Source organism: Kluyvera sp. CRP (assembly GCF_019930565.1).
GTDB classification, from domain to species: Bacteria; Pseudomonadota; Gammaproteobacteria; order Enterobacterales; family Enterobacteriaceae; genus Kluyvera; species Kluyvera georgiana_A.
Map to the genome: position 1 here is coordinate 1,235,700 of NZ_CP082841.1, position 20,920 is coordinate 1,256,619.

25 protein-coding genes are annotated in these 20,920 nt (G+C 56.4%); 22 read left to right on the plus strand and 3 right to left on the minus strand.

The genetic code is table 11. From position 1 onward, the window contains the following. A complete protein-coding gene (gene flgA, locus K7B04_RS05730) occupies positions 1–789 on the minus strand; it encodes a flagellar basal body P-ring formation chaperone FlgA (protein WP_223803661.1) in 789 nt (262 codons plus the stop codon). Between the two features lie 78 nt (positions 790–867). On the opposite strand from flgA, the gene flgB reads away from it, so the two are divergent. Genes flgB through K7B04_RS05790 form a run of 12 tightly spaced genes read left to right on the plus strand, consistent with a single transcriptional unit; the run spans position 868 to position 10,628 of the window. Further along, a complete protein-coding gene (flgB, locus tag K7B04_RS05735) occupies positions 868–1,218 on the plus strand; it encodes a flagellar basal body rod protein FlgB (protein WP_167574750.1) in 351 nt (116 codons plus the stop codon). A 23-nt stretch (positions 1,219–1,241) separates the two neighbouring features. Next, positions 1,242–1,667 (plus strand): flagellar basal body rod protein FlgC, encoded by a 426-nt coding sequence (gene flgC / locus K7B04_RS05740; RefSeq protein ID WP_167574751.1) that lies wholly within the window; start codon positions 1,242–1,244, stop codon positions 1,665–1,667. A 2-nt stretch (positions 1,668–1,669) separates the two neighbouring features. Further along, entirely contained in the window at positions 1,670–2,344 is a 675-nt protein-coding gene (gene flgD, locus K7B04_RS05745; protein ID WP_167574752.1) for a flagellar hook assembly protein FlgD, read from the plus strand. Positions 2,345–2,378: 34 nt separating this feature from the next. Further along, positions 2,379–3,581, plus strand: a complete 1,203-nt coding sequence (flgE, locus tag K7B04_RS05750) for a flagellar hook protein FlgE (protein ID WP_223803662.1) — start codon at positions 2,379–2,381, stop codon at positions 3,579–3,581. A 3-nt stretch (positions 3,582–3,584) separates the two neighbouring features. After that, positions 3,585–4,316: a flagellar basal body rod protein FlgF gene (locus K7B04_RS05755; protein ID WP_167574754.1), complete on the plus strand. Its 732-nt coding sequence runs from the start codon at positions 3,585–3,587 to the stop codon at positions 4,314–4,316. A 21-nt stretch (positions 4,317–4,337) separates the two neighbouring features. Next, positions 4,338–5,123, plus strand: a complete 786-nt coding sequence (flgG, locus tag K7B04_RS05760) for a flagellar basal-body rod protein FlgG (protein WP_167574755.1) — start codon at positions 4,338–4,340, stop codon at positions 5,121–5,123. A gap of 24 nt (positions 5,124–5,147) precedes the next feature. Next, the gene (flgH, locus tag K7B04_RS05765) at positions 5,148–5,813 is read left to right on the plus strand and encodes a flagellar basal body L-ring protein FlgH (protein ID WP_167574756.1); all 666 of its coding nucleotides are present in this window, start codon (positions 5,148–5,150) and stop codon (positions 5,811–5,813) included. A gap of 8 nt (positions 5,814–5,821) precedes the next feature. Then, positions 5,822–6,916, plus strand: coding sequence for a flagellar basal body P-ring protein FlgI (locus tag K7B04_RS05770; protein ID WP_191091016.1), 1,095 nt, complete (start codon positions 5,822–5,824; stop codon positions 6,914–6,916). Continuing rightward, a complete protein-coding gene (locus K7B04_RS05775) occupies positions 6,916–7,323 on the plus strand; it encodes a rod-binding protein (RefSeq protein WP_167574757.1) in 408 nt (135 codons plus the stop codon). The genes K7B04_RS05770 and K7B04_RS05775 overlap by 1 nt, the downstream gene beginning before the upstream one ends. After that, on the plus strand, positions 7,310–8,677 hold the full coding sequence (gene flgK / locus K7B04_RS05780; protein WP_223803663.1) for a flagellar hook-associated protein FlgK: 1,368 nt from the start codon (positions 7,310–7,312) through the stop codon (positions 8,675–8,677). Before K7B04_RS05775 ends, flgK begins: the two co-directional genes overlap by 14 nt. A gap of 22 nt (positions 8,678–8,699) precedes the next feature. Beyond that, positions 8,700–9,611: a flagellar hook-associated protein FlgL gene (gene flgL, locus K7B04_RS05785; protein WP_167574759.1), complete on the plus strand. Its 912-nt coding sequence runs from the start codon at positions 8,700–8,702 to the stop codon at positions 9,609–9,611. Positions 9,612–9,617: 6 nt separating this feature from the next. Next, positions 9,618–10,628, plus strand: coding sequence for a hypothetical protein (locus K7B04_RS05790; RefSeq protein ID WP_223803664.1), 1,011 nt, complete (start codon positions 9,618–9,620; stop codon positions 10,626–10,628). A gap of 68 nt (positions 10,629–10,696) precedes the next feature. Here the strand turns inward: K7B04_RS05790 and K7B04_RS05795 are convergent, their stop codons facing one another. Together K7B04_RS05795 and K7B04_RS05800 are read right to left on the minus strand one after the other, a co-directional pair. After that, a complete protein-coding gene (locus tag K7B04_RS05795; RefSeq protein ID WP_223803665.1) occupies positions 10,697–11,170 on the minus strand; it encodes a hypothetical protein in 474 nt (157 codons plus the stop codon). Continuing rightward, positions 11,142–12,080, minus strand: coding sequence for a transcriptional regulator (locus K7B04_RS05800; protein ID WP_223803666.1), 939 nt, complete (start codon positions 12,078–12,080; stop codon positions 11,142–11,144). Before K7B04_RS05800 ends, K7B04_RS05795 begins: the two co-directional genes overlap by 29 nt. Before the next feature lie 868 nt (positions 12,081–12,948). On the opposite strand from K7B04_RS05800, the gene K7B04_RS05805 reads away from it, so the two are divergent. From K7B04_RS05805 to K7B04_RS05850, 10 genes are all read left to right on the plus strand, one after another. Continuing rightward, positions 12,949–13,782: a flagellin gene (locus tag K7B04_RS05805; RefSeq protein WP_223803667.1), complete on the plus strand. Its 834-nt coding sequence runs from the start codon at positions 12,949–12,951 to the stop codon at positions 13,780–13,782. Positions 13,783–13,985: 203 nt separating this feature from the next. Then, positions 13,986–15,314 carry a flagellar filament capping protein FliD gene (gene fliD / locus K7B04_RS05810; RefSeq protein ID WP_167574764.1) on the plus strand — a complete coding sequence of 443 codons (1,329 nt, stop codon included), beginning with the start codon at positions 13,986–13,988 and terminating at the stop codon, positions 15,312–15,314. Between the two features lie 23 nt (positions 15,315–15,337). Further along, the gene (gene fliS, locus K7B04_RS05815) at positions 15,338–15,730 is read left to right on the plus strand and encodes a flagellar export chaperone FliS (protein ID WP_167574765.1); all 393 of its coding nucleotides are present in this window, start codon (positions 15,338–15,340) and stop codon (positions 15,728–15,730) included. Then, the gene (locus K7B04_RS05820) at positions 15,727–16,032 is read left to right on the plus strand and encodes a hypothetical protein (protein WP_223803668.1); all 306 of its coding nucleotides are present in this window, start codon (positions 15,727–15,729) and stop codon (positions 16,030–16,032) included. Before fliS ends, K7B04_RS05820 begins: the two co-directional genes overlap by 4 nt. Continuing rightward, complete coding sequence (locus K7B04_RS05825) at positions 16,032–17,084, plus strand: flagellar hook-length control protein FliK (protein WP_223803669.1); 1,053 nt, start codon at positions 16,032–16,034, stop codon at positions 17,082–17,084. Before K7B04_RS05820 ends, K7B04_RS05825 begins: the two co-directional genes overlap by 1 nt. Positions 17,085–17,097: 13 nt before the next feature. Further along, entirely contained in the window at positions 17,098–17,568 is a 471-nt protein-coding gene (locus K7B04_RS05830; RefSeq protein WP_167574768.1) for a flagellar basal body-associated FliL family protein, read from the plus strand. A gap of 13 nt (positions 17,569–17,581) precedes the next feature. After that, entirely contained in the window at positions 17,582–18,283 is a 702-nt protein-coding gene (locus tag K7B04_RS05835; protein ID WP_191091017.1) for a FliA/WhiG family RNA polymerase sigma factor, read from the plus strand. A 7-nt stretch (positions 18,284–18,290) separates the two neighbouring features. Beyond that, complete coding sequence (gene motA, locus K7B04_RS05840) at positions 18,291–19,154, plus strand: flagellar motor stator protein MotA (RefSeq protein WP_167574770.1); 864 nt, start codon at positions 18,291–18,293, stop codon at positions 19,152–19,154. Next, on the plus strand, positions 19,154–20,083 hold the full coding sequence (lafU, locus tag K7B04_RS05845; RefSeq protein WP_167574771.1) for a putative lateral flagellar export/assembly protein LafU: 930 nt from the start codon (positions 19,154–19,156) through the stop codon (positions 20,081–20,083). Before motA ends, lafU begins: the two co-directional genes overlap by 1 nt. 13 nt (positions 20,084–20,096) lie before the next feature. After that, positions 20,097–20,891 carry a C40 family peptidase gene (locus K7B04_RS05850; RefSeq protein WP_223803670.1) on the plus strand — a complete coding sequence of 265 codons (795 nt, stop codon included), beginning with the start codon at positions 20,097–20,099 and terminating at the stop codon, positions 20,889–20,891. The last annotated feature ends 29 nt before the right edge of the window (positions 20,892–20,920 follow it).

A 20,920-nucleotide genomic window follows, 5' to 3' on the forward strand; every position in this document is an offset into this window, starting at 1 on the left:
TTAATTCCCGCTGGCGTACACCATGTTTACCACGCCGATGTCGGCGACAATGGCGCTGACCACGCGACCGCTACTCTCGTTTTTCACCTTAATAATCTCGCCCTTACGCCCCTTTTTCATGGCTTCGCCCATGGTACGGGCCTCGACGCCATTTTGTTCAGCCACCATCAGCACTCGCTGGCCACGTTCAACCAGCAGCGGTGACTCTAGTTGGTTGAGTGTAATCGGCTGGCGGTCGCGCACGCGGCGCTTCACGGTCAGGCCGATAACCTCTGCCGGATCGGTCAGGTAGTCGCCACGCGTGTTGCTGATGTTGAGTTTTTTAATGGTGAGGTTGTCGGCGGAAATCTGCTGGCCGCGTTCGAGGGTGCTGTCGGCCACGACGACTGGCAGATAGATATCCGGTTTGACGGTGACCGCGATATCCCAGCCGTTGGCATCCGCACAGCGCACATCAAAACGCAGACGGTTGAGATCGAGACGGTCGCCGCCGGGGATCGACACGGCAGGTTCCTGGCTGCAGGTCGCGTACTGCGAGGCTTCGGAGGGAATAAACAGGTTCATTTTCGCCTGATATTCCGGCCACCGGCGGCGTTTCGCTTCCTGGCGAACAATATCAGCCGCGTGGAGCTGGACGGCGACATAGATTTGCTTACGGGCGCTGGTCGGGCGTTCAGCGGCGGACGCGGGAATCGCGGCGGAGATAGCGAGCAGGAAAAGACCGGTGAGGAAGCGGAAATCCCGTTTCACACTGACGCGAAAAAAATGAACAAAAACATTATAAATCATGTAATTAAAACCTTGGCATGAATATTGCTATACGAGTGAGCAGATCATGCAGGTTTTAGCATCACGAGGGTGTGAATTGTGAGTATTACTTTTGACAAAGCATTGGGCGTTCATCCACAGGCTGTAGCACTTCGACTTTCCCGAGCAGAGCTGCTTTCAGCCAATCTGGCAAACGTTGATACCCCCAACTTCCAGGCTAAAGATATTGATTTTGCCTCCGAGATGCAACGCTCACGGTCGAGTTTTTCCACGCAGACGTCAGCGCAGGAGATGTATCGCGTGCCCTATCAACCCTCTTCAGACGGCAACACCGTCTCGTTGAACGTTGAGCAGGCCGAGTTTGCGAAAAACACCCAGGACTACCAAATGAGCCTGGCCTTTTTAAACATGAAGTTCACTGGTCTCAAGCAGGCCATTGAAGGCAAGTAATCCAACGCAGGTAACCACGCAATATGGCTTTTTCGGATATCTATCGCGTTTCGGGGTCGGCGATGACGGCGCAAACCGTTCGTCTTAACACCATCGCCAGTAACCTCGCCAACGCGGAAACCGCCTCCGCCACCGAAGACGGCACCTATAAAGCGCGTCGTCCGGTGTTTGCTGCGGTTTATCAAAACGATGAGTTGATGCACAGCCGCGCGCTCACCGGCGCGCGCGTGCAGGTGATGGACGTCATTGAAACCGGCAACGCGGTGCAGCGCTATGAGCCGCACAACCCGATGGCAAGCGACGACGGCTACGTCTACTACCCGGACGTCAACGTGGTGGAAGAGATGGCGGACATGATGTCAGCGTCACGTGGGTTTGAAACCAACGTCGACGTACTTAACAGCGTAAAAAGCATGCAGCAAAGCCTGCTGCGACTTGGGGAAGTATAAGCATGAACGTTGATAACTCTTACGCCAATAGCCGGGCTTCCAGCTCCACGGATGGTATTACCAGCAACAGCACCGCCTCCGGCATGAACACCATGTTTATGCAGCTGTTGGTGGCGCAGATCCAGAACCAGGATCCGCTCAACCCGACCGACGGGACCGAGTACGTCAGCCAGCTGGCGCAGCTGACCCAGGTGCAGTCGATGGAAACCATGTCGCAGCTGATGGCCAACAGCTCTGTGCTGATGGACAACCTGCAAACCCTCACCACTGGCAACCTGGTCGGGCAGCATGTGATGGTACAGACCAGTTCGATCGAGAGCGACGGTGAAACCGTGCTCGATGGTCGTCTGACGCTGGAGCACGCGGCCAACGTGGTGACGGTGATTGTCAAAGATTCCGCTGGCGTCGAGCACAAAATCGAGCTGGGCAAACAGGAAGCCGGACAGGTGGATTTCAACATCGATCCGGAAGAACTCGGCCTGAGCGAAGGGAAATATACCCTGAGCGTGGTGACCGATACCGGCGAAGAGAACGTGCCGGTTGAAATCGGCGGCGTGGTGAACAACGTGCGTATCCCGCTCGACGGCAGCTCGACCGTACTGAACATCAACGGTCTGGGTGAAATCGCCTACAACAATATTACCCAGTTTGGTAACACCTCTAAGAACAAAGCCTGAAGTGAATCAGGCAGTTAATTAAACAGGAACGATTATGAGCTTTAGTATTGCAACTTCCGGTCTGAATGCCGTTACCGAACAGCTGAACGCTATCTCGAACAACATTGCCAACTCCGGCACCGTGGGCTTCAAGTCTGGCCGCGCTGAGTTCTCCGCGCTGTATGCGGAAAGCCAGCCGCTGGGCGTCGGCGTTTCAGCGGTAACCCAGAGCATTACCAAAGGGGGAAGCATCTCTTCCACCGGCACCGCGCTGGATCTGGCGATTAACGGCAACGGTTTCTTTATGGTTCGCGATAGCGCCGGCACCACCGCCTATACCCGTGCGGGCTACTTCGGCACCGATAGCCACGGCAATCTGGTGAACAATCTGGGTATGTACCTGCAAGGGTATCCGGTTGATGCCAATGGTACGCTACAGGTGGGGACCATCAGCAACCTGACCATCAGCAGCGGTTCTATTCCGGCGAAAGCGACCGAAAGCATCGACTTTACCGCGAACCTGGATGCGCGCGCGGAAGTCCCGGCGACCTCGCCGTTCGACCCGAAAGACAACACCTCTTACAACAACTCCTACACGACTCAGGTTTATGACTCTCTGGGCCGCGAACACACGCTGAACCAGTATTTTGTGAAGACCGGTGAAAATGAGTGGGAAGTGCATTACTACATGGACGATAAGCCGGTGACCAATGGCGGCGTCGATCAGGTGCAGAACCTGACCTTCAATAGCCAGGGCATCCTCACCAATCCAAGTGGTTCCGTTCCGCTGACTGCCGACATCGCGGGCGCTGAATCCATCACTATCGACATGAGCTACAACGGCACCTCCCAGTACGGCTCCGATTTCTCCGTCAGCAAAAACAAAGGCGACGGCTATGCCTCCGGTGAACGTACCGGCCAGGCGATCGATGAAGACGGCAGCGTGTACGCCACCTTCTCCAACGGTGAACGCCTGCTGCAGGGCCAGCTGGTACTGGCGAACTTCACCAACCCGAACGGTCTGCAGTCGCAGGACGGCACCACCTGGGCGCAAACCGCCAGCTCCGGCGCGCCGCTGACCGGTACGCCGGGTTCCGGCCTGCTGGGTTCTATCGTTTCCGGTGCGCTGGAGTCGTCCAACGTCGATCTGACCTCCGAGCTGGTGGGCCTGATGACCGCGCAGCGTAACTACCAGGCGAACACCAAAGTCATCAGCACCAACGACAGCATGATGAGCGCGCTGTTCCAGGCGGTGTAATCGATGGATCGCTTACTTTTCACCGCGGTGAGCGGCGCGTCGCGCAGCCTGTCGCAGCAGGAGATCCACGCGAACAACCTGGCCAACGTCAACACTCAGGGTTTCCGCAGCGATCTCGACAACGCGTTGACACAACAGGTGAGCGGCGAGGGCTATGCCACCCGCTACCTGGCGCAGCCCACTCAGGGCGGCGTCGATTTAGCGCCAGGCGCGGTACGGGAAACCGGCCGCGATCTGGACATCGCCGTAAAAGGCGATGGGTTGATTGCGCTGCGCAGCGGCAACCGTGAGGTCTATACCCGCAACGGCCAGATTGATATCAATGCCGAAGGGGAGCTGTCGATCAACGGGCTGCCGCTGGAAGGCGATAACGGCCCTATCGTGCTGCCGCCGTACTCGTCGGTCTCCATCGCTGAAGATGGGGTGATCACCATCGTGCCGGATGACGGCGACATTGCCGCGCCGATGGATATCGACCGCGTGAAACTGGTGAACATTCCTGCCAGTGCGCTGAGCAAAAACGACGCGGGTTTCCTGGTAAGCAACGCAGCGTTTACCCCACGCGATGAAGACGTGACGGTGGCCGCCGGGCATCTGGAAGCGGCCAACGTGTCGGCCATCGGCGAAATGGTCTCCAGTATTGCGCTCAACCGTCAGTTTGAAGCGCAGATCAAGATGATGAAAGCCGCAGAAGATCTCGCCACCGCAGGCAACCGCCTGATTCGCGGCACTTAAGAATACGATTAAGGAATACCAATGAATCCTGCTTTATGGATCAGCAAAACGGGGTTAGCGGCGCAAGACGCCCGCATGACCACCATTTCGAACAACCTGGCGAACGTTAACACCACCAGTTTTAAACGCGACCGCGCGATGTTTGCCGATCTGTTCTATCAGAATCAGCGCACGCCGGGCGGCCAGCTGGATCAGAACAACGTATCTCCGACCGGCATCCAGTACGGGACCGGCGTTAAGGTCGTTGGAACGCAGAAAGAGTTCACCGTCGGCAGCATTCAAAACACCGGGCAGAGCCTTGATGTGGCGATCTCCGGCCAGGGTTTCTTCCAGGTCGAAACCGCCAATGGCGATATCGCCTACACCCGTGCCGGCAACCTGCAGAAAACGCCGGAAGGCGTGCTGACCAATGCCCAGGGCCTGCCGCTGATCCCGCAGATTGAGCTGCCGGACAACGTCAAAGACCTGCAGATTGGTAAAGACGGCACGATTACCGCCACCGTGGCGGGCGAGGCCGATCCGGTTGAGCTGGGTCAGTTGACGCTGGTGAACTTCGTCAATCCGGCCGGTCTGGAAGCCATCGGCGGCAACCTGTACCTCGAAACCGCGGCCAGCGGCCAGGCGGTAGAAGGCGTACCGGGTGAAGAGGCGTTTGGCCAGCTGGAACAAGGGTCGCTCGAAGGCTCTAACGTACAGGTCGTTGAGGAGATGGTCGATATGATCACCGTTCAGCGCGCCTATGAAATGAACGCCAAAATGGTCTCTGCCGCCGACGACATGCTGAAGTTTGTCACGCAGTCGATGTAACGGTAGGGCAGTGAAGTGAAAGAGATGAAAAAGCAGGTAGCAGTCGTTTTGCTGGCGCTGATGCTGTCGGGCTGTGAAAGCCCGGCGCTGCTGGTGCAAAAAGACGACGCGGCGTATGCGCCGCCGGAAGATTTCGCCATGCCGGAAACCCCGGTACGCGGCGGTGGAGTGTACAACAGCGGCTATAACTGGTCGCTGATTCAGGACCGTCGCGCCTACCGCGTGGGCGATATTCTGACCGTTAAGCTGGATGAATCCACGCAGGCCAGCAAGCAGGCGCGGACCAATTTCGGCAAGAAGAACGATGTCTCGCTGGGCATCCCCGAAGCCTTTGGCCACTCGGTCGATAAGCTGTCCGGCTCGGTTGACGGCAGCCGTAACTTTAACGGCAGCGCCACGTCGCAACAGCAAAACAGCCTGCGCGGGGCAATCACCGTCGCGGTATTTAAGGTGCTGCCCAACGGCGTGCTGGCGATTCGCGGCGAGAAATGGCTCACCCTCAACCAGGGCGATGAGTATATGCGCGTGACCGGGCTGGTGCGTGCCGATGATATCGAGCGCGATAACTCCGTATCGTCACAGCGTATTGCCAACGCCCGCATCTCTTACGCCGGGCGCGGCGCGCTCAGCGATTCGAACGCCGCGGGCTGGCTGGTTCGCTTCTTTAACCACCCGCTGTTCCCGATGTGATGGAGGCCATGATGCTTAAACGGATACTGTTTTTCCTGTGCCTCTTCAGCGTGTCTGCCGTGGCCCAGCCGCTGCGTGACGTGGTGGATATTCAGGGGGTGCGTGGTAACCAACTGATTGGCTACAGCCTGGTGGTCGGCCTTGACGGCACCGGCGATAAAAACCAGGTGAAGTTCACCAGCCAATCGGTCACCAATATGCTGCGCCAGTTTGGCGTGCAGCTGCCGGCCAAAATCGACCCGAAGGTTAAAAACGTGGCGGCGGTGGCGATCAGCGCCACGCTGCCGCCGGGCTACTCGCTGGGTCAGAGCATTGATGTCACCGTTTCGTCCATTGGCGATGCCAAAAGCCTGCGTGGCGGCACGCTGCTGCTGACCCAGCTGCGCGGTGCTGACGGTGAAGTCTATGCGCTGGCGCAGGGCAACGTAGTGGTTGGCGGCGTTAAGGCCGAAGGCAACAGCGGCTCAAGCGTGACCATCAACACGCCGACCGTGGGTCGTGTGCCGAACGGCGGCTCCGTTGAACGCGAGATCGCCAGCGACTTCCAGCAGGAACCGATGGTGATGCTTAACCTCAAACGGCCAAGCTTTAAAACCGCCAACACCGTCGCCGTGGCGCTGAACAACGCTTTTGGCGCGGGGACGGCGACTGCGCAGAGCGCCACCAACGTGGCGGTGCGTGCGCCAATGGGCGCCGGCGCGCGCGTGGCCTTTATGTCGGCGCTGGAAGACGTGCAGATTAACGCCGGCAAGCAGCCGCCGCGCGTGGTGTTTAACGCGCGCACCGGCACCGTAGTGATTGGCGACGGCGTGATTGTGCGCGCCGCGGCGGTCTCCCACGGCAATCTGACCGTGACTATCCGCGAGTCGTCCAACGTCAGCCAGCCAAACGCCTTTGGTCGCGGCCAGACGGTAGTGACGCCGGAGAGCGACGTCAGCGTGAACCGCGGTCGCGGCCAGATGGTGACGATCGCCGCGGGCACCAGCCTGCGCAGCATCGTGAACACCCTGAACAGTCTGGGCGCCGCGCCGGACGATACCATGGCCATTCTTCAGGCGCTGCACGAAGCAGGCGCGCTGGATGCTGAACTGGTGGTGATGTAATGCTGGATGCGATTAACCGACAAACCGCGATTCTGCCCGGCGATATGACCGGGCAGGTCAAGCCGCAGAATCTGGAACAGGCTGCCGAGCAGTTTGAAGCGCTGATGCTGAAATCGATGCTGTCGCAGATGCGCAAAGCGTCGGATGTGCTGGGGGAAGATAACCCGTTCAACAGCAAGCAGCAGCGAATGATGCGTGATTTTTATGATGACAAGATGGCGTCCGAGCTGGCTTCACAGCGCAGCACCGGCATCGCGCAGATGATCATCAACCAGCTGTCGCCTCAGACGACGGCATCGCTTAAGAATGGGGCGGAAGCGGCCGCTTTACATGGACAACCGCAAGAACTTAAAACGCCCGTCGTTCCCGTAACCCGAAGGGCAGGAGTAAGCCATGAGTATGATTAATATCGCCTTCAGTGGTCTGCAGGCAGCCCAGCTGGGCATGAATGTCACGTCGATGAATACGGCCAACTACCTGACCTCCGGCTACAGCCGTCAGGGGATCATCCAGAGCGCTATCGGCCCGATGGGCGAAGCCGGGATTACGCCGGGCAGCGGCGTGCAGGTGGATAGCATCCGCCGTATCTCCAGTCAGTATCTGGTGAATCAGGTGTGGCAGACCAACACCAAGTCCAACTACTACAGCATGGGCAACCAGTACATCAGCGCACTGGAGAAGGTGATCGGCACCGACTCAACCAGCATCGGTACCGGGCTTGATGATTTTGTCAGCGCCCTGAGCGAGCTGACCCAGGAGCCAGAATCGCAGGCGCGGCGTCAGCAGTTGCTGAACCAGGCCAACACGCTGGCTACCCGCTTCAATAGCATGAACAACTTTGTCACCAGCCAGAAAGAGTCCATTACGACTCAGCGCGGGGCGATGGTTGATCAGATCAACACCCTGAGCGGCGGCATTGCCGACTACAACAAGAAAATTGTTGAGATGGACGCCACCGGTGGCAACAGCAGCACGCTCCGCGACGCGCGCGACGAGCTGGTAAAGCAGCTCAGTTCGCTGGCGGAGGTCAAGGTTAGCGATGACAGCAGCGGCTATACCGTTTCGCTGAGCAACGGCCAGCCGCTAGTCAGCGGTAAAACCGCCGGGCAGCTGAGCGTGGGTACGGACGGCAACGGCAACTCGACGTTAACACTGAAGTTCTCCACCAGTGAGTTTTCGCTCAACCCGTCCGCCGGCGGTCAGCTGGGCGCGCTGTACGATTATGAAGTGGGGACGCTCAAGCAGATGGGCGACGCTATTCAGGGCATGGCGCAGGCGGTGGCGGACATGTTCAACGATCAGCTGGCGAAAGGCTATGACCTGAACGGCGATGCGGGAAAACCGCTGTTCACCTTCGATCCGTCCAACCCGGCGGGCATATTGCAGGTTAACGATCTCGAGCCGGAAGAGCTGGCCCTGTCCAGCGATCCCGACGAACCGGGCAACGGCGATAACCTGAACCTGCTGATCGAGCTGAAAAACCAGAAAACCAATATCCCTGGCCTCGGCAACATGAGCCTCAACGAAGGCGCGGCGGCGATTATCTCCACGATTGGTATTGCCAGTAAACAGAGTAAAACCGAAATGGACGCGGCGGTGTCCGTCAGCGAGCAGGCGCAAGAGCAGCGGGATAACCTGAGCGCGGTTAACCAGGACGAAGAGGCGATTAACCTGCAAATTTACATGCAGTCCTATCAGGCGAACATGAAAGTGATTGCTGCTGGAAACCAGGTCTTCAGCGATTTGCTGGGCATTTTTTAAGCGTCATCAGGAGTATTAAGCTATGCGTATTAGTGGTCTTCATAACTCAAACGCGATGCTGGCGCAGCTTGGCGCCAACAGCAGCCGCGTTTCCAAGCTGATGGAACAGCTGTCGACGCAAAAGCGTGTTAACGTGCCGTCGGACGATCCGGTAACGGCCAGCCGCCTGGTACAGCTGAACCGTGAACAGTCGGCAATTAAACAGTACCAAAGCAACATCACCAGCCTGAGCGGTAAGCTGTCGGTGCAGGAATCGCATATTACGGCGATGAGCAACCAGGTGCTGGCGGTGAGCGATAAGCTTAAGCTGGCCAACAACAGCACCCTGAGCCAGAAAGATTTGGCGAGCTACGGCGCGGAACTGGGGTCGATGCTGGACTCGCTGGTCGCCTCGATGAACAGTAAGAACGAGAGCGGCAGCTATCTGTTCTCTGGCACTAAGACTAACACCAAAGCGGTCGAGCTGGTGGACGGTCAGTACGTGTATGGCGGTAACGATAACTCGCGTGAAACCATCGTAGCCAACGGCGTGTCGATTACCGAAAACACCAATGTCGCGCAGGCGTTCTCTGGTTCGGGCAACGATCTTGATATGCTGAACAAGCTGAAAGAACTCAGCGAGAAGATGCAGGATCCGAATCTGAGCTATGCGGATTATCAGGACGACATCTCCGCGATGATCGACATGACCCAGACCACCAGTGATAGCCTGGGCGCACTGTTTACCGATCTCGGTGGCCGTCAGAACCGCCTGACGCTGATTGACGATGCGCACACTGACGTGAGCCTGTCGAACTCGCTGGTCGAAACCGACCTCAACTCGGCAGACTCCGCGACCACCACCATCAATTTACAGCTGTACATGACCTCAATGCAGATCACCAATAAGGCCTACAGTATGGTCAGTCAGCTCAATCTCTTCAGTATGTTGTAATTGGTTATGCAAGTTGGTTTAAAAACAGGCTCTCTGACCACCTCCGCCCCGGCAAACGCCGGGCGCGGTACCATTGGCGCTCCTCAGACCGTGGGGCGCGTTAACGCCCCTGATACGGTCACCAACCGCAGCGCGTTTCCGGAAGCGGCGCTGCTTTCGCGGCGCCCGATGCGCTATAACGTGCAGCTCAATCAGCAGCTGACCGCGGTGCAGCAGGCCGACAGCTACCTGGCGAAGACGGAAACGCAGCTGTTGCAGCTGCGTCAGTCCGCCACTCGCGGCGGTGATGCCAGCGCCCAAACTCAGGCGCTGCAAAAGCATCTCGCGCGCCGCACGCAGCTCTCCGGCGGGACGGTCGATCGTCATCTGACGGCGTCGCTGGAACAAAAAAGTACGGTGAATTTTACCCTGCCGGGCAGCGAGAAATTGCTGAGCCATCCGGGAGGCGAAACGCTGGTCTTCTCGCTCGGCGGTCGTCAGCGCGAGATGGCGGCCGTGGTGTTACCGGAAGAGGCGACGCCGCGTCAGACGCTGCTCAAGCTGAACGTCGGCTTAGGGCGTTTAGGGATTCACGCCGCGCAGGCGGGCGGTGGAAAGCTGATCTTTAGCGTCGACGAAAGCCGCTGGGATCGTGTGAGCCAACAGCTTACCGTACGCGGTGAAGGTCAGCATTACCCCGCTGACGCTTTCACGCTACTGGCACCGCAGGCGGAAAGCGCCAGCAGTGATGAAGTGCTGGCGCTGTCGACGCGTCGGGAACGAGAAGGGCAGATGAAGCTGCAAACCACTCTCGATCACATCACCAGCCAGCGCAGCAGGCTGCGTCAGCAGCAGGAGCGAGTCAGTTCGCGTATCAACGATATGGCGACAGTCTATAGTCCACAGCAGGCGCTGGAGACTTCGCGCGGTTTGAGCGAAGCGCTGGCACGCAGCGGCAGCAGCTATAGCGCGCTCTCACAGGCGCTGGGGACCCAGGCCAATGTGCATCCGAGCACGGTGAAAAACCTGCTGGGCTAATGAATGCAAAGGCCTACGTTCATTACGATTGTAGGCCTGATAAGCGCAGCGCCATCAGGCAGATGGCGCTATTTCGGCATTGGATACAGGAAAATCGAACCATTCTGCCCGACAACCAGCGATTGGTTGCTCAATGAGATTGGCTCCATCCAGTAGTTGGAGTACATCAACTGATCCACAAGCCCTTCAATCATCAACCCTCTTTGCTCTGAGCTGTAGTAGATGGGCGTCAGGTTAAAGTAAATCCGTCCCTGCTTTTTCTGCGTAGGGGTAAACTTCCCTTTCAGCACAAAGCGGTTGTCGTCAGGGTTGGTGATGTTTGCCATCAGAACGTTGCGCACGGTGTGCAGGTTGACGTTGTAAATCTCTTTACGCTGCGACATCAGATCGTAAAAACCCATCTGAAAGCCGCCCGTCACCGGGCCAGTTGGCAATGCCGACGCTGACGGCATCAGCTTCGCCGCCAGCAGCCCGCCCAACAGCGCCAGTATGACGACCAGCGCGATCAGCAGATTAATTGGCTTTGCATGTCGCCAGTTCATTGAGCTTTCTCCGGGTCTCTCGCAGGATTACGTTATTCAGCTGCACCGTATCGGTACGCCAGTGGTAAATTGCCATCGCCAGCTGCTTCTTGTCGCACTGGTTGCTCAGCATAAAGCTGTAGTTCAACGACGAGTTGTTGGTGTGGAAGTACACGTTCATCGTGGCAGATTGCATTTTGATCTGCTGGTTCAGCGCATACAGCGAGTCTTTTAACTTGCCGTAAAGATTGGCGGACATATACGCCGGATCCCCCATCGCTTCTACCGTGTAGAGGCGGATATTGCTGTAGACGCCGGGCTGGACCTCACGCGCCACCAGATGCTCTGCGCGCCCGCCGAATAAATACCAGCAGACACCTGCAGTGGCGGTGGCGGTCAATAAGATGACCAGCATAAACGCGAGCATGCTCGATCGGCGCTGTTTTGGCGCGGCGACCACCGCAGCTTCCGCTACGGGTTGAATATCGGCCGCTTTTTCGGCCACTTCAGCGATGGCGTCAGGCTCTGGCTGCTGTGAGAGCAGATAGTCCTCCTGGACGTCACGATCTTCTTCCGGGTCGCTGACCTCATCCTCATCTTTTTCCACCACGCAGCAGTATTCGGCCTCCAGCAGATAGCCTTTGCGCGGGATGGTTTTAATAATTCTCTGGTTTTTGCCATCATCTTCCAGCGCGGTACGCAGCGCGTGGATAGCGTTTGGCAGGCTGTTATTGCCGATCACCCGGCGTTCCCACACCAGGTTAGTCAACTCTTCGCGGGTGAAGATTTTTCCCGCGTCCTGCACCAGGATATCCAGCAGCTTGAGCTGATACTCCCCGAGGCGTTTTCGTTCCCCGGTGGTGAGATGGAGAATGGATCCTGAGGTGACGTCAACCAGCCAGTTGTTTACGGAGCAATAGCGTTTATTCATTTATGCGTTATGGATTCAACCACCCCAGTAATATCGTGACAACCGCGCGGATACCCGAAAATCTCAGCGATTATCTGATTGAGTTGATAACTCCATTTAGAATTCTTAATGAATGCCGCGTGCCTGCGGGAAATTAAAAAGCGGACGTTATGTTCTTCTGTGAGAGGCGTGAGTTTGTTGAAACAACGGAAACGTTTTTGTCTGTAATACACCTCAACAGGAAGGAATCATTTTTTCCTGCGCCCTTTTTACGCGATAAAAGTGTGATGCGCAACAGGCTTTTTAGCAATAGTGGCGGCTAAAAGGGGGCTGATTTTGCTGAAAGTTAACATCCATCGTTAAATAAAACTTATGTTAATTAAGTGATCTCTTGGTGAATTAAATGTGTTATTGGTGTGATCTAAATGCTGGTGAGTATTATTTGCGGGATGTGAGGTGGAAGGAGAAAAAATGGATTTAATTTTTTATTTTATTGTGTCGCTTTAAACCAGATTTGTTTTTATATGGCGGAAATACGAATGATGGTTTAGATATAATATGCCAGGAATTAATGTTACTAATTAAATATGGTGAGTGTAAAGAAAAGTCAGGGCTGAAAATAAAATTGGGATATTTCCAAAAATAGGCTACAGGTGCGCAAAAAACGAACTTGAATAGGGGTTTAGTCTGGTAGTTGCGCAACAGATAAGGGATGAATGGAAGAGTTATCTCATTTTGTGGATTTTTTAATGTCTATGAAATCAATTGGTTATGATTTGTTTTGGTGAAAATGTGAGCGATTGATATTTGTCGATTTAATCTTTGTTCCCGCCGTGTCGTCTTGAGTTATTACAACATCTGAATCACCAGGACGAAAAAAGGAATCATTATGTCTCTTTCTATCTTTACTAGCGCTTCTTCCATGGCATCCACCAATGCTCTGAACAAATCCAACAACCTGCTGTCCACCGCGATGGAACGTCTGGGCACCGGTAAACGCATTAACTCCGCGGCTGACGATGCGGCTGGTCTGCAGATTGCTACCCGTCTGCAGGGCCAGACCAACGGTATGACCGTTGCACAGCGTAACATCTCTGACGCGACTGCGATGCTGCAGACTGCGGAAGGCGCGTTTGATGAAGTAAGCAACATTATGTACCGCATGAAAGACCTGGCAACCCAGGCAGCGAACGACACCAACAGCGCTGACGATCGTACGGCGATCGGTGCGGAAATGACCGAGCTGAAAAGCGAACTCAATAACATTATGAACAACACCAAATATGCGGGTGACAACCTGTTTGGTGCAAGCGGCAAACTGGCTGACACCATGAACTTCCAGATCGGTTCTTCCACCGATGAGAAACTGGCGGTCGACGTTTCCGGCCAGCTGGCTAAAATCGACGTATCTGGCGGTCTGTCAATCGACGTAAGTGATTTCGATAAGTCCCAGGCAACCATCTCTGGTCTGGAAGCGGCTATCGCTAACGTCGGTTCCATGCGTTCCGCTCTGGGTGCGAACATCAACCGTCTGGGCCACACTGCGGCTAACCTGGCGAACATGAAGGACAACACCGACCTGGCGCTGAGCAACATCCAGGATGCTGACTACGCGACCGAAGCGTCTACCATGACCCGTAACCAGCTGCTGGTACAGACCAGTATGTCCATGCTGAAAACCTCCAACAGCATGTCCAGCATGGTGACCTCTCTGCTGGGTTAATCCTTCACGGATTATTGCAGGAAAAAACACCGCTGTATGGCGGTGTTTTTGTATCCGACCCCTCCTTTCCCCTGCCGGAAAATGCGGAAATACCTGTTCCTGCCATTATTTAATTCATTGATAAATAACAACTTAAAAGTTGGCACGATAGTTGCTAAATCAATTGCATATCGATCGTGGCTTGCGTGCCTGGAGAACCTACTATGTCTGATTTTGACCCGAATACACTGGCCACCCAGCTGGCAGGCTATGACATTCTTGCGCTGCAAAACTCGATCACCAAGCAGACCACTACGTTACAGGCGCAGACTAAAGCGCTGGATTCGCTGCGCACGGCGCTAACCACCTTCCGCACCTCCATCACGGCGTTGAACTCCAGTTCCGCCAGCGTGTTGAAGAATGTCGCGACCATGAACCAGGAAGGTATCGCCACCATCACCGCCAGCGCCAGCGCGCGTAAAGGGACCTACAGCCTGAACGTCACCCAGCTGGCGACCGCCCAGCAGAAGACGTTTGAGGGAATGACAGACCAGTCCGTTAAAGACGCTACCGGTACGCTCAAAATCACCCTGGATGGCGAAGAGATCGAGATCGACATGGATGGCCTCAACAGCCTCTCTGATTTCGCCGCAGCGGTGAACAAGGCTGATTTCCCCAGCGCGTCCAGCTCCACCACCGCCACCACCGGCCAGAACGGTATTACCGCCTCGCTGATGCGCGTCAACGGGGAAGTGACGCTGATTTTTAACAGCGATCAGAGCGGCGCGAAGTACGACATTCAAATGGATACCAGCGGGATGACCAGCGGTGCGGAGATGTTCGACAAGCCGGAAATTATTACCGACGGCAAAGATGCCATCTTTACTCTGGGTGACTCCGATAAAAAATACTACAGCAGCTCCAACACCCTCGATGACCTGGTCGACGGCGTCTCCATCAAACTGACCAGCACCACCGAAACGGGTAAGCCACTGGTTATCTCTATTGATACCGACGTCACCGAAACCAAGAACCAGGTCCAGGCGTTCCTCGATGCCTACAACACCCTGCGCGACACCATTTCTGGCCTGACCGCGACCGGCAGTTCCAGCACTGACCGCGGCGCTTTTGCCGGCGATGCCAGTATTTCGACGTTAGGCACCGAACTCAGCAGCATGCTGCGCGGCACCTTTGGCGATCAGAACATGAGCAAGTTCGGCATCACCGCCGACAAAGACGGCAAATTCTCCTTCGATGCCGACAAGCTGGAAGAGCAGCTGAAAAACGACCCGCAGACCGTGGCGCAGTTCTTTAACGGCAATGACGGCCTGATTAAAGCGATGGATAAAACGCTGGATAAATACCTCAGCTCCACTACCGGCTTGCTGAAAGGGCGTCAGGATACCCTCGACCGTCAGCAGACTGATATCGACAACAAAACCGCAAAAATGGAAACGCGCTATGAGTCTTCGTACAACCGCTACCTCAAGCAGTTTACGCAGTTGCAGTCGCTCATGACGCAGATGAATAACACCACGAGTTTGTTTAGCTAATTTTCTAAGGGAACCCATCCTCAATGTACGGTAATGAGCAGGAAGGCTACGGCCTGTATCAACAATCCGATCTGGCGATTCAGGCGGCGGCAGCCAACCCGCACCAGCTGGTGCTGATGCTGTTCCGCGGCATGATGGATGAGCTGGTACGCGCCAAAAGCCACATTGCGGCGCGTCGCTATGAGCGTAAGGCGCAGAGCATCAACAAGTGCATCGATATCCTTAATGCGCTGACCAGCTCGCTTGATTTTGACAAAGGCGGCGAGTTGGCGCTGAGCCTGGCGAATCTTTACGACTACTGCGTTTATCGTCTGTACGACGCCAGCAATAACCTCTCCATCGAGCAGATCGAAGAAGTGGAAGCGATCCTCGGCAACCTGCAGGACGGCTGGGAAAAAATGGGTCAGGCGGCATGAGTATGCAACACGCGATTCAGACGCTGACTCAGGCGCTACGTCAGGCGACGGAAGACCACAACTGGCCTTCCGTCGTTAACGTCGACGCCAAAATCGCCGAACTGCTGGCGGCCATCCAGGGCAAAAATCTGGATGCTGCGGAACGCCAGGCGTTGGATGCGTTAAAGAAGGTGCACCAGCAGGCGCGCGATTACTGCCAGGGCCAGAGCGATATGCTGGCCGCCAAAATGAGCCTGGTGGCGCGTAACCGCGAAGGCGCAACGGCTTACGCCCAGTTTATGGACGATGAGGGGATGCACTGATGGATATTCTGAACCTTTCACAGGGCGCGCTGAGCGGATCCGGCCTGCCGATGCAGGCCGAATCTATCGCCGGGCAGATGGGGCAAAACGGTGCCGCGCAAACACCAACCGCTTTCAGCGACGCATTGCTTAACGTCATTGACTCGATGATGACCGGGCAAACGCTCCCGAGCTCGCTGGCCGTGAGCGCGCATCCGGTCTCCGTCGATGACAAAGACGACGATGCTGATCCGCAGCAGTTGAGCGGCGCGTTGTTGAAAGACGACTCTCAGCAGCAACTGCTCGAAACGCTGCTGATGACCAGTCAGATGCCGGTGCAGACCGCCAGCTATGTCAACGTGGCACAGCCCGTCGATGATGCGCTGATGGCGAATGCGCAGACATTGATGGCGCCGCAGGCGTTGACGATGGGCCTTGCGCCATCGCTGCAACAGCAGACGATGACTGCGCCGAATCTTGCCGCTACGGAGACGGCGAGTAGCGTCCTGCCGGGCGCTCAGCCGGTTTCCCCGATGCTGATGACGGCGATGACGCCGGTCGCCGCGATGCCTGGGCAACCGTTAGACAGCAGCAACAGCATTTCTCCGGCAACCGCCTCCACCGCTTCGCCGGTCACCACCACGCTGAAGATGGATCCTGAGCCTTCTCGCTGGAGCGAGCAGTTGCAAAGCGCACTTGGCGATCGTTTGCAGGTGCAGGTGAAGCAGCAGATCCAGCACGCCACTATCCGTCTCGATCCGCCGGATATGGGCAAAATCGATATCTCGATGCAGGTCGACAATGGCCGCGTACAGGTACAGATCAACGCCAGCCACGCCGAAGTTTATCGTGCGCTACAGCAGACCAGTAACGACCTTCGCCAGAGCCTGACAGAGCAAAACTTCGTGCAGGTGAACGTGCAGGTGTCTTCCCAATCCGGGGGACAGCAGCAGGGCAGAGGTCAACATTTCGCCGAGCAGCACAACGCCATTCAGGCGGGCGCGGAGCTGGCAGCCAACGTATCGGCTACCCAGGATTCCCGCAGCGATGACTCGGTACTCATGACGGTTTAAGACAAAGAAAAATATGAACGCAAAAACTCTCTCTTTCGGTCTCATTATCGCGCTCGTCACCGCCATGCTGGCGGCAGGCATGACGGTAGTTGGCACGCATCTGCTGCGCATGGATGAAGCCACTGGCAGTAGCTTCCTGTCGGGCATGTTCTCCAGCTCTGATAAAGGGTCCGTGGAGTTCGTGGAAATTAAAAACGTGGTGATCACCCTGAAAGGCAAAGGGCAATCCGAGCGCTATCTGCTGCTGGAGCTGAACCTGGCGACCAACGGCCCGGAAAATACCCGTAAAGCGCAGGACATGATCCCGGCGGTGCGCGGTGCGACGGTCAGCCTGCTCTCCGATCTGGACTATGACGAAGTGCGCGGCATGAGCGTTAACGTCCTGCACGACAAGCTGCAGGCCGCTTACGCGGCGCGCTTTAGCAGCCTGAAGATGGACGTGCCGTTTGACGACGTCATCATCAGCAAAATGGTCTTCCAGTGATAGATACGCCGCAATGGAAATGATGGACTTTATTGCGAGTGACACCCTGACGCCGGCAGACGAGGCGCGCTATGTCAGCGCGTATCTGCCGCTGGTGAATCGGGTGGTTAAACAGCTCTCATACCAGACCAGCAGCGTCATCGACCGCGAAGATATGGAGCAGATTGCCCTGATGGGTCTGCTCACCTCGCTGCGCCGCTACGGGCACCCGGACGAGCAGTTTGCCGCCTACGCCGTGCAGCGTATTCGCGGCGCGGTGCTGGACGAACTGCGCCTGCTGGACTGGCGTCCTCGCCGCCTGCGGCAGAAGACCCACAAACTGAATGACGGTATCCGCGAAATTGCGCGCCAACTCGGGCGGACGCCCAGCTTCGAGGATATTAACCGCCACCTGTCGATCACGGCTGAAGAGTACCAGGAATATTTATTGCTGGATTGCGCCAAAACGATAGAGAGCCTGGATGAGCTGTTAGGGAATGACGTTCACGCCGGGGCGCTGGATAGCCGACCGCTGGAAGACGAAGTCGTCGTCAGCCGGACGCTACGCAGCGCGCTGGCAGCGCTTGATGAGCGTGAACAGCTGATCCTGACGCTTTATTACCAGCATGAAATGAGTCTGAAAGAGATTGCCCTCGTCCTTGATTTAACCGAGGCCAGGGTCTGCCAGCTCAATAAAAAAATCGCCCAAAAAATTCAGTCTTTTTTCCAGAAGTGAAAGGTTTATGCAGAAATTCTTCGGTATCGTAATCATCATGGGATGCGTGGTTGGCGGCTTTCTTATGTCCGGCGGTCACCTCGCGTCGTTCTGGCAACCGGGTGAAATTATCATCATTCTGGGTGCCGGTATGGGGGCTATGGTCCTCGCTAACCCTCGCGCCGTACTGTCTGAAATGTACCGCCAGTTCCGCGGCATTATGCGCAAAAACGAATACACCAACGAGTATCAACGCCAGCTGCTGATGCTGCTGTACGAACTGCTGGAACTGGTGCAGGACGGCGGTCTGAAGGTGCTGGATGAGCACATTGAAGCGCCGGAAAACAGCCCGCTGTTCCAGAAGTACCCGCTGATGCTGCGTGACAAAGCGCTGGTGACGTTTATCTCCGATAACTTCCGCCTGATGGCGATGGGTAAGATCAACGAACACGAGCTGGAAGGCATCCTCGAGCAGGAGCTGGTGGCGATGGAAGAGAACCTGCTGCAGCCGTCACGTTCGTTGCAGCGTACCGCAGAAGCGATGCCGGGCTTCGGGATCTGTGCGGCGGTACTGGGGATCATCATCACTATGCAGTCGATCGACGGCTCTATCGCGGTGATCGGCGTGAAGGTTGCCGCCGCGCTGGTCGGTACCTTCCTCGGCGTTTTCTTCTGTTACTGCTTAATGGATCCGGTGGCGAACGCCATGGAACAGCGCACCAAAAAACAGCTGGCGGTGCTGGAGTGCGTACGTACGGTGCTGGTCAACCACGTTGCCGGTAAGCCGACGCTGCTGGCGGTGGATGCGGGCCGTAAGATGCTGCCGATGGACACCAAGCCGACCTTCGCCACGCTCGACGGTTGGGTTAACCAGATGATTGGTGAAGCCTGATGCGCGGGCGCAACAAAGAACATACCACCATCATTAAACGCTCCTCGCGCAAAAGCCATGATGCCTTTCATGGCGGCGCGTGGAAGGTCGCATTCGCCGACTTTACGCTGGCGATGATGGCGCTGTTTATGGTGCTGTGGATTATGGGCGCGGTGACGGAAGAGGAGCGTAAAGAGATCGTCTCGCTGCTCAACGGCGAGTCCATTTTTGAGGGCAACAATATCACGCCGGTGACGCAAAAAGAGGGTAACGGCGGACAGATCGCGCTGCTCGATAGCCGTCACGCGAAGCAAAAAGAGCTGCTCAAAGAGCAGGCGAAGAAAGACGCCGAGTTGGCGAAGCAGCTTAAGGGCACTGAAAGCCTCGGTGACGTGAATGCGCGTTCCAAAAATGAGATTGAAGATCTCGCGCGCATCATTATGAAAATCACCTCGGCCTACGACGCGCAGGCCAACCTGAAAATGGAGATTGTGCCGCAGGGGCTGCGCATCCTGGTGACTGACGATCAGAAGCGCGAAATGTTCCAGCGCAGCAGCGCCATCCTGACGCCGTTCTTTAAGCGGCTGTTGACCGAATTTGCCCCCGAGCTGAACAAGATAGATAACAAAATCATTATTACCGGGCATACCGACGCCACCCGTTTCCGCGACCAGGTGCTCTACAACAACTGGAACCTCTCCGGCGAACGTGCGATGCAGGCGCGATCGGTACTGACCCGCAGCGGCCTTGAACCCGGCAAAATTTTGCAGGTAAGCGGCATGGCCGACCAGATGCTGCTGGACCCGGAACATCCGCTCAGTTCGGCTAACCGCCGCATCGAAATCATGGTGCTGACGCACTCGGCCAGTGAATCGCTGTATCAGTTCTTTGGCCAGCACGGCGAGAAGGTGATCAAGCCGTTAGCCGACAAGCTCACTCAAAACCCATAGCCTGATTAACGTTGTGAAGAGTTTTATTTTTACCATCCCTTTTGTACCTGTTCGGGCCGCCTTTGCCCGTCAGGTACTCTTTTTTTTCCTCTTTTTGATGCTGCTGATGTCCGCAGGGTTCGTCAGCGCAAAGCCGCAGCCGGTAAAAGCGCCAGCGGCCAAAAGCGACAGTGAAGCGCAAAAGCGCAAACAGAACCGCGCCCGCCTGATGGCGAAAGCGAAGAAACGCGCCGTTGTGGTTCCGCCCACGCCGGAGCAAAAACGCCGCGAACTGGCGAATCAGCAGGCCGAACGGGCGAAAAACCGTGAAATTCTGGCGATGCACACCCGCTGGCAGCCTGGAACGCTGGGCGGTTCAGAAGCGCTGTGGGATGAAGTCCAGGACGGGGCGGTCGCGGCGAAACGTCGGGCACCGAAGAACACCGCGAAGCTGCGTACGGTGATCCATCGGCTGGAAAGCCAACTCGGGAAGCCTTACCTGTGGGGTGGCAACAGCCCGACCGACGGCTTCGACTGTAGCGGGCTGGTGTTCTACGCCTTCAATCATGTGCTGGACCGCAAGCTACCGCGCACCGCCAACGGCATGTATCGGGATAACGGCCTGAAGTCGATTCGCCAGAACAGCCTGAAGCAGGGCGACCTGGTCTTTTTCAACATTAACCAGCGTCCCGGCGCGGATCACGTTGGCGTATATCTGGGCGATGGGCGCTTTATTGAAGCCCCGCGTACCGGGTTAAAGATTCGTATCAGCCGGTTATCCGATGATTTCTGGCAATCACATTACCTTGGCGCACGCCGCGTCCTGTAGGGCGGCGTGACGCTGTTAAAACACCTTTA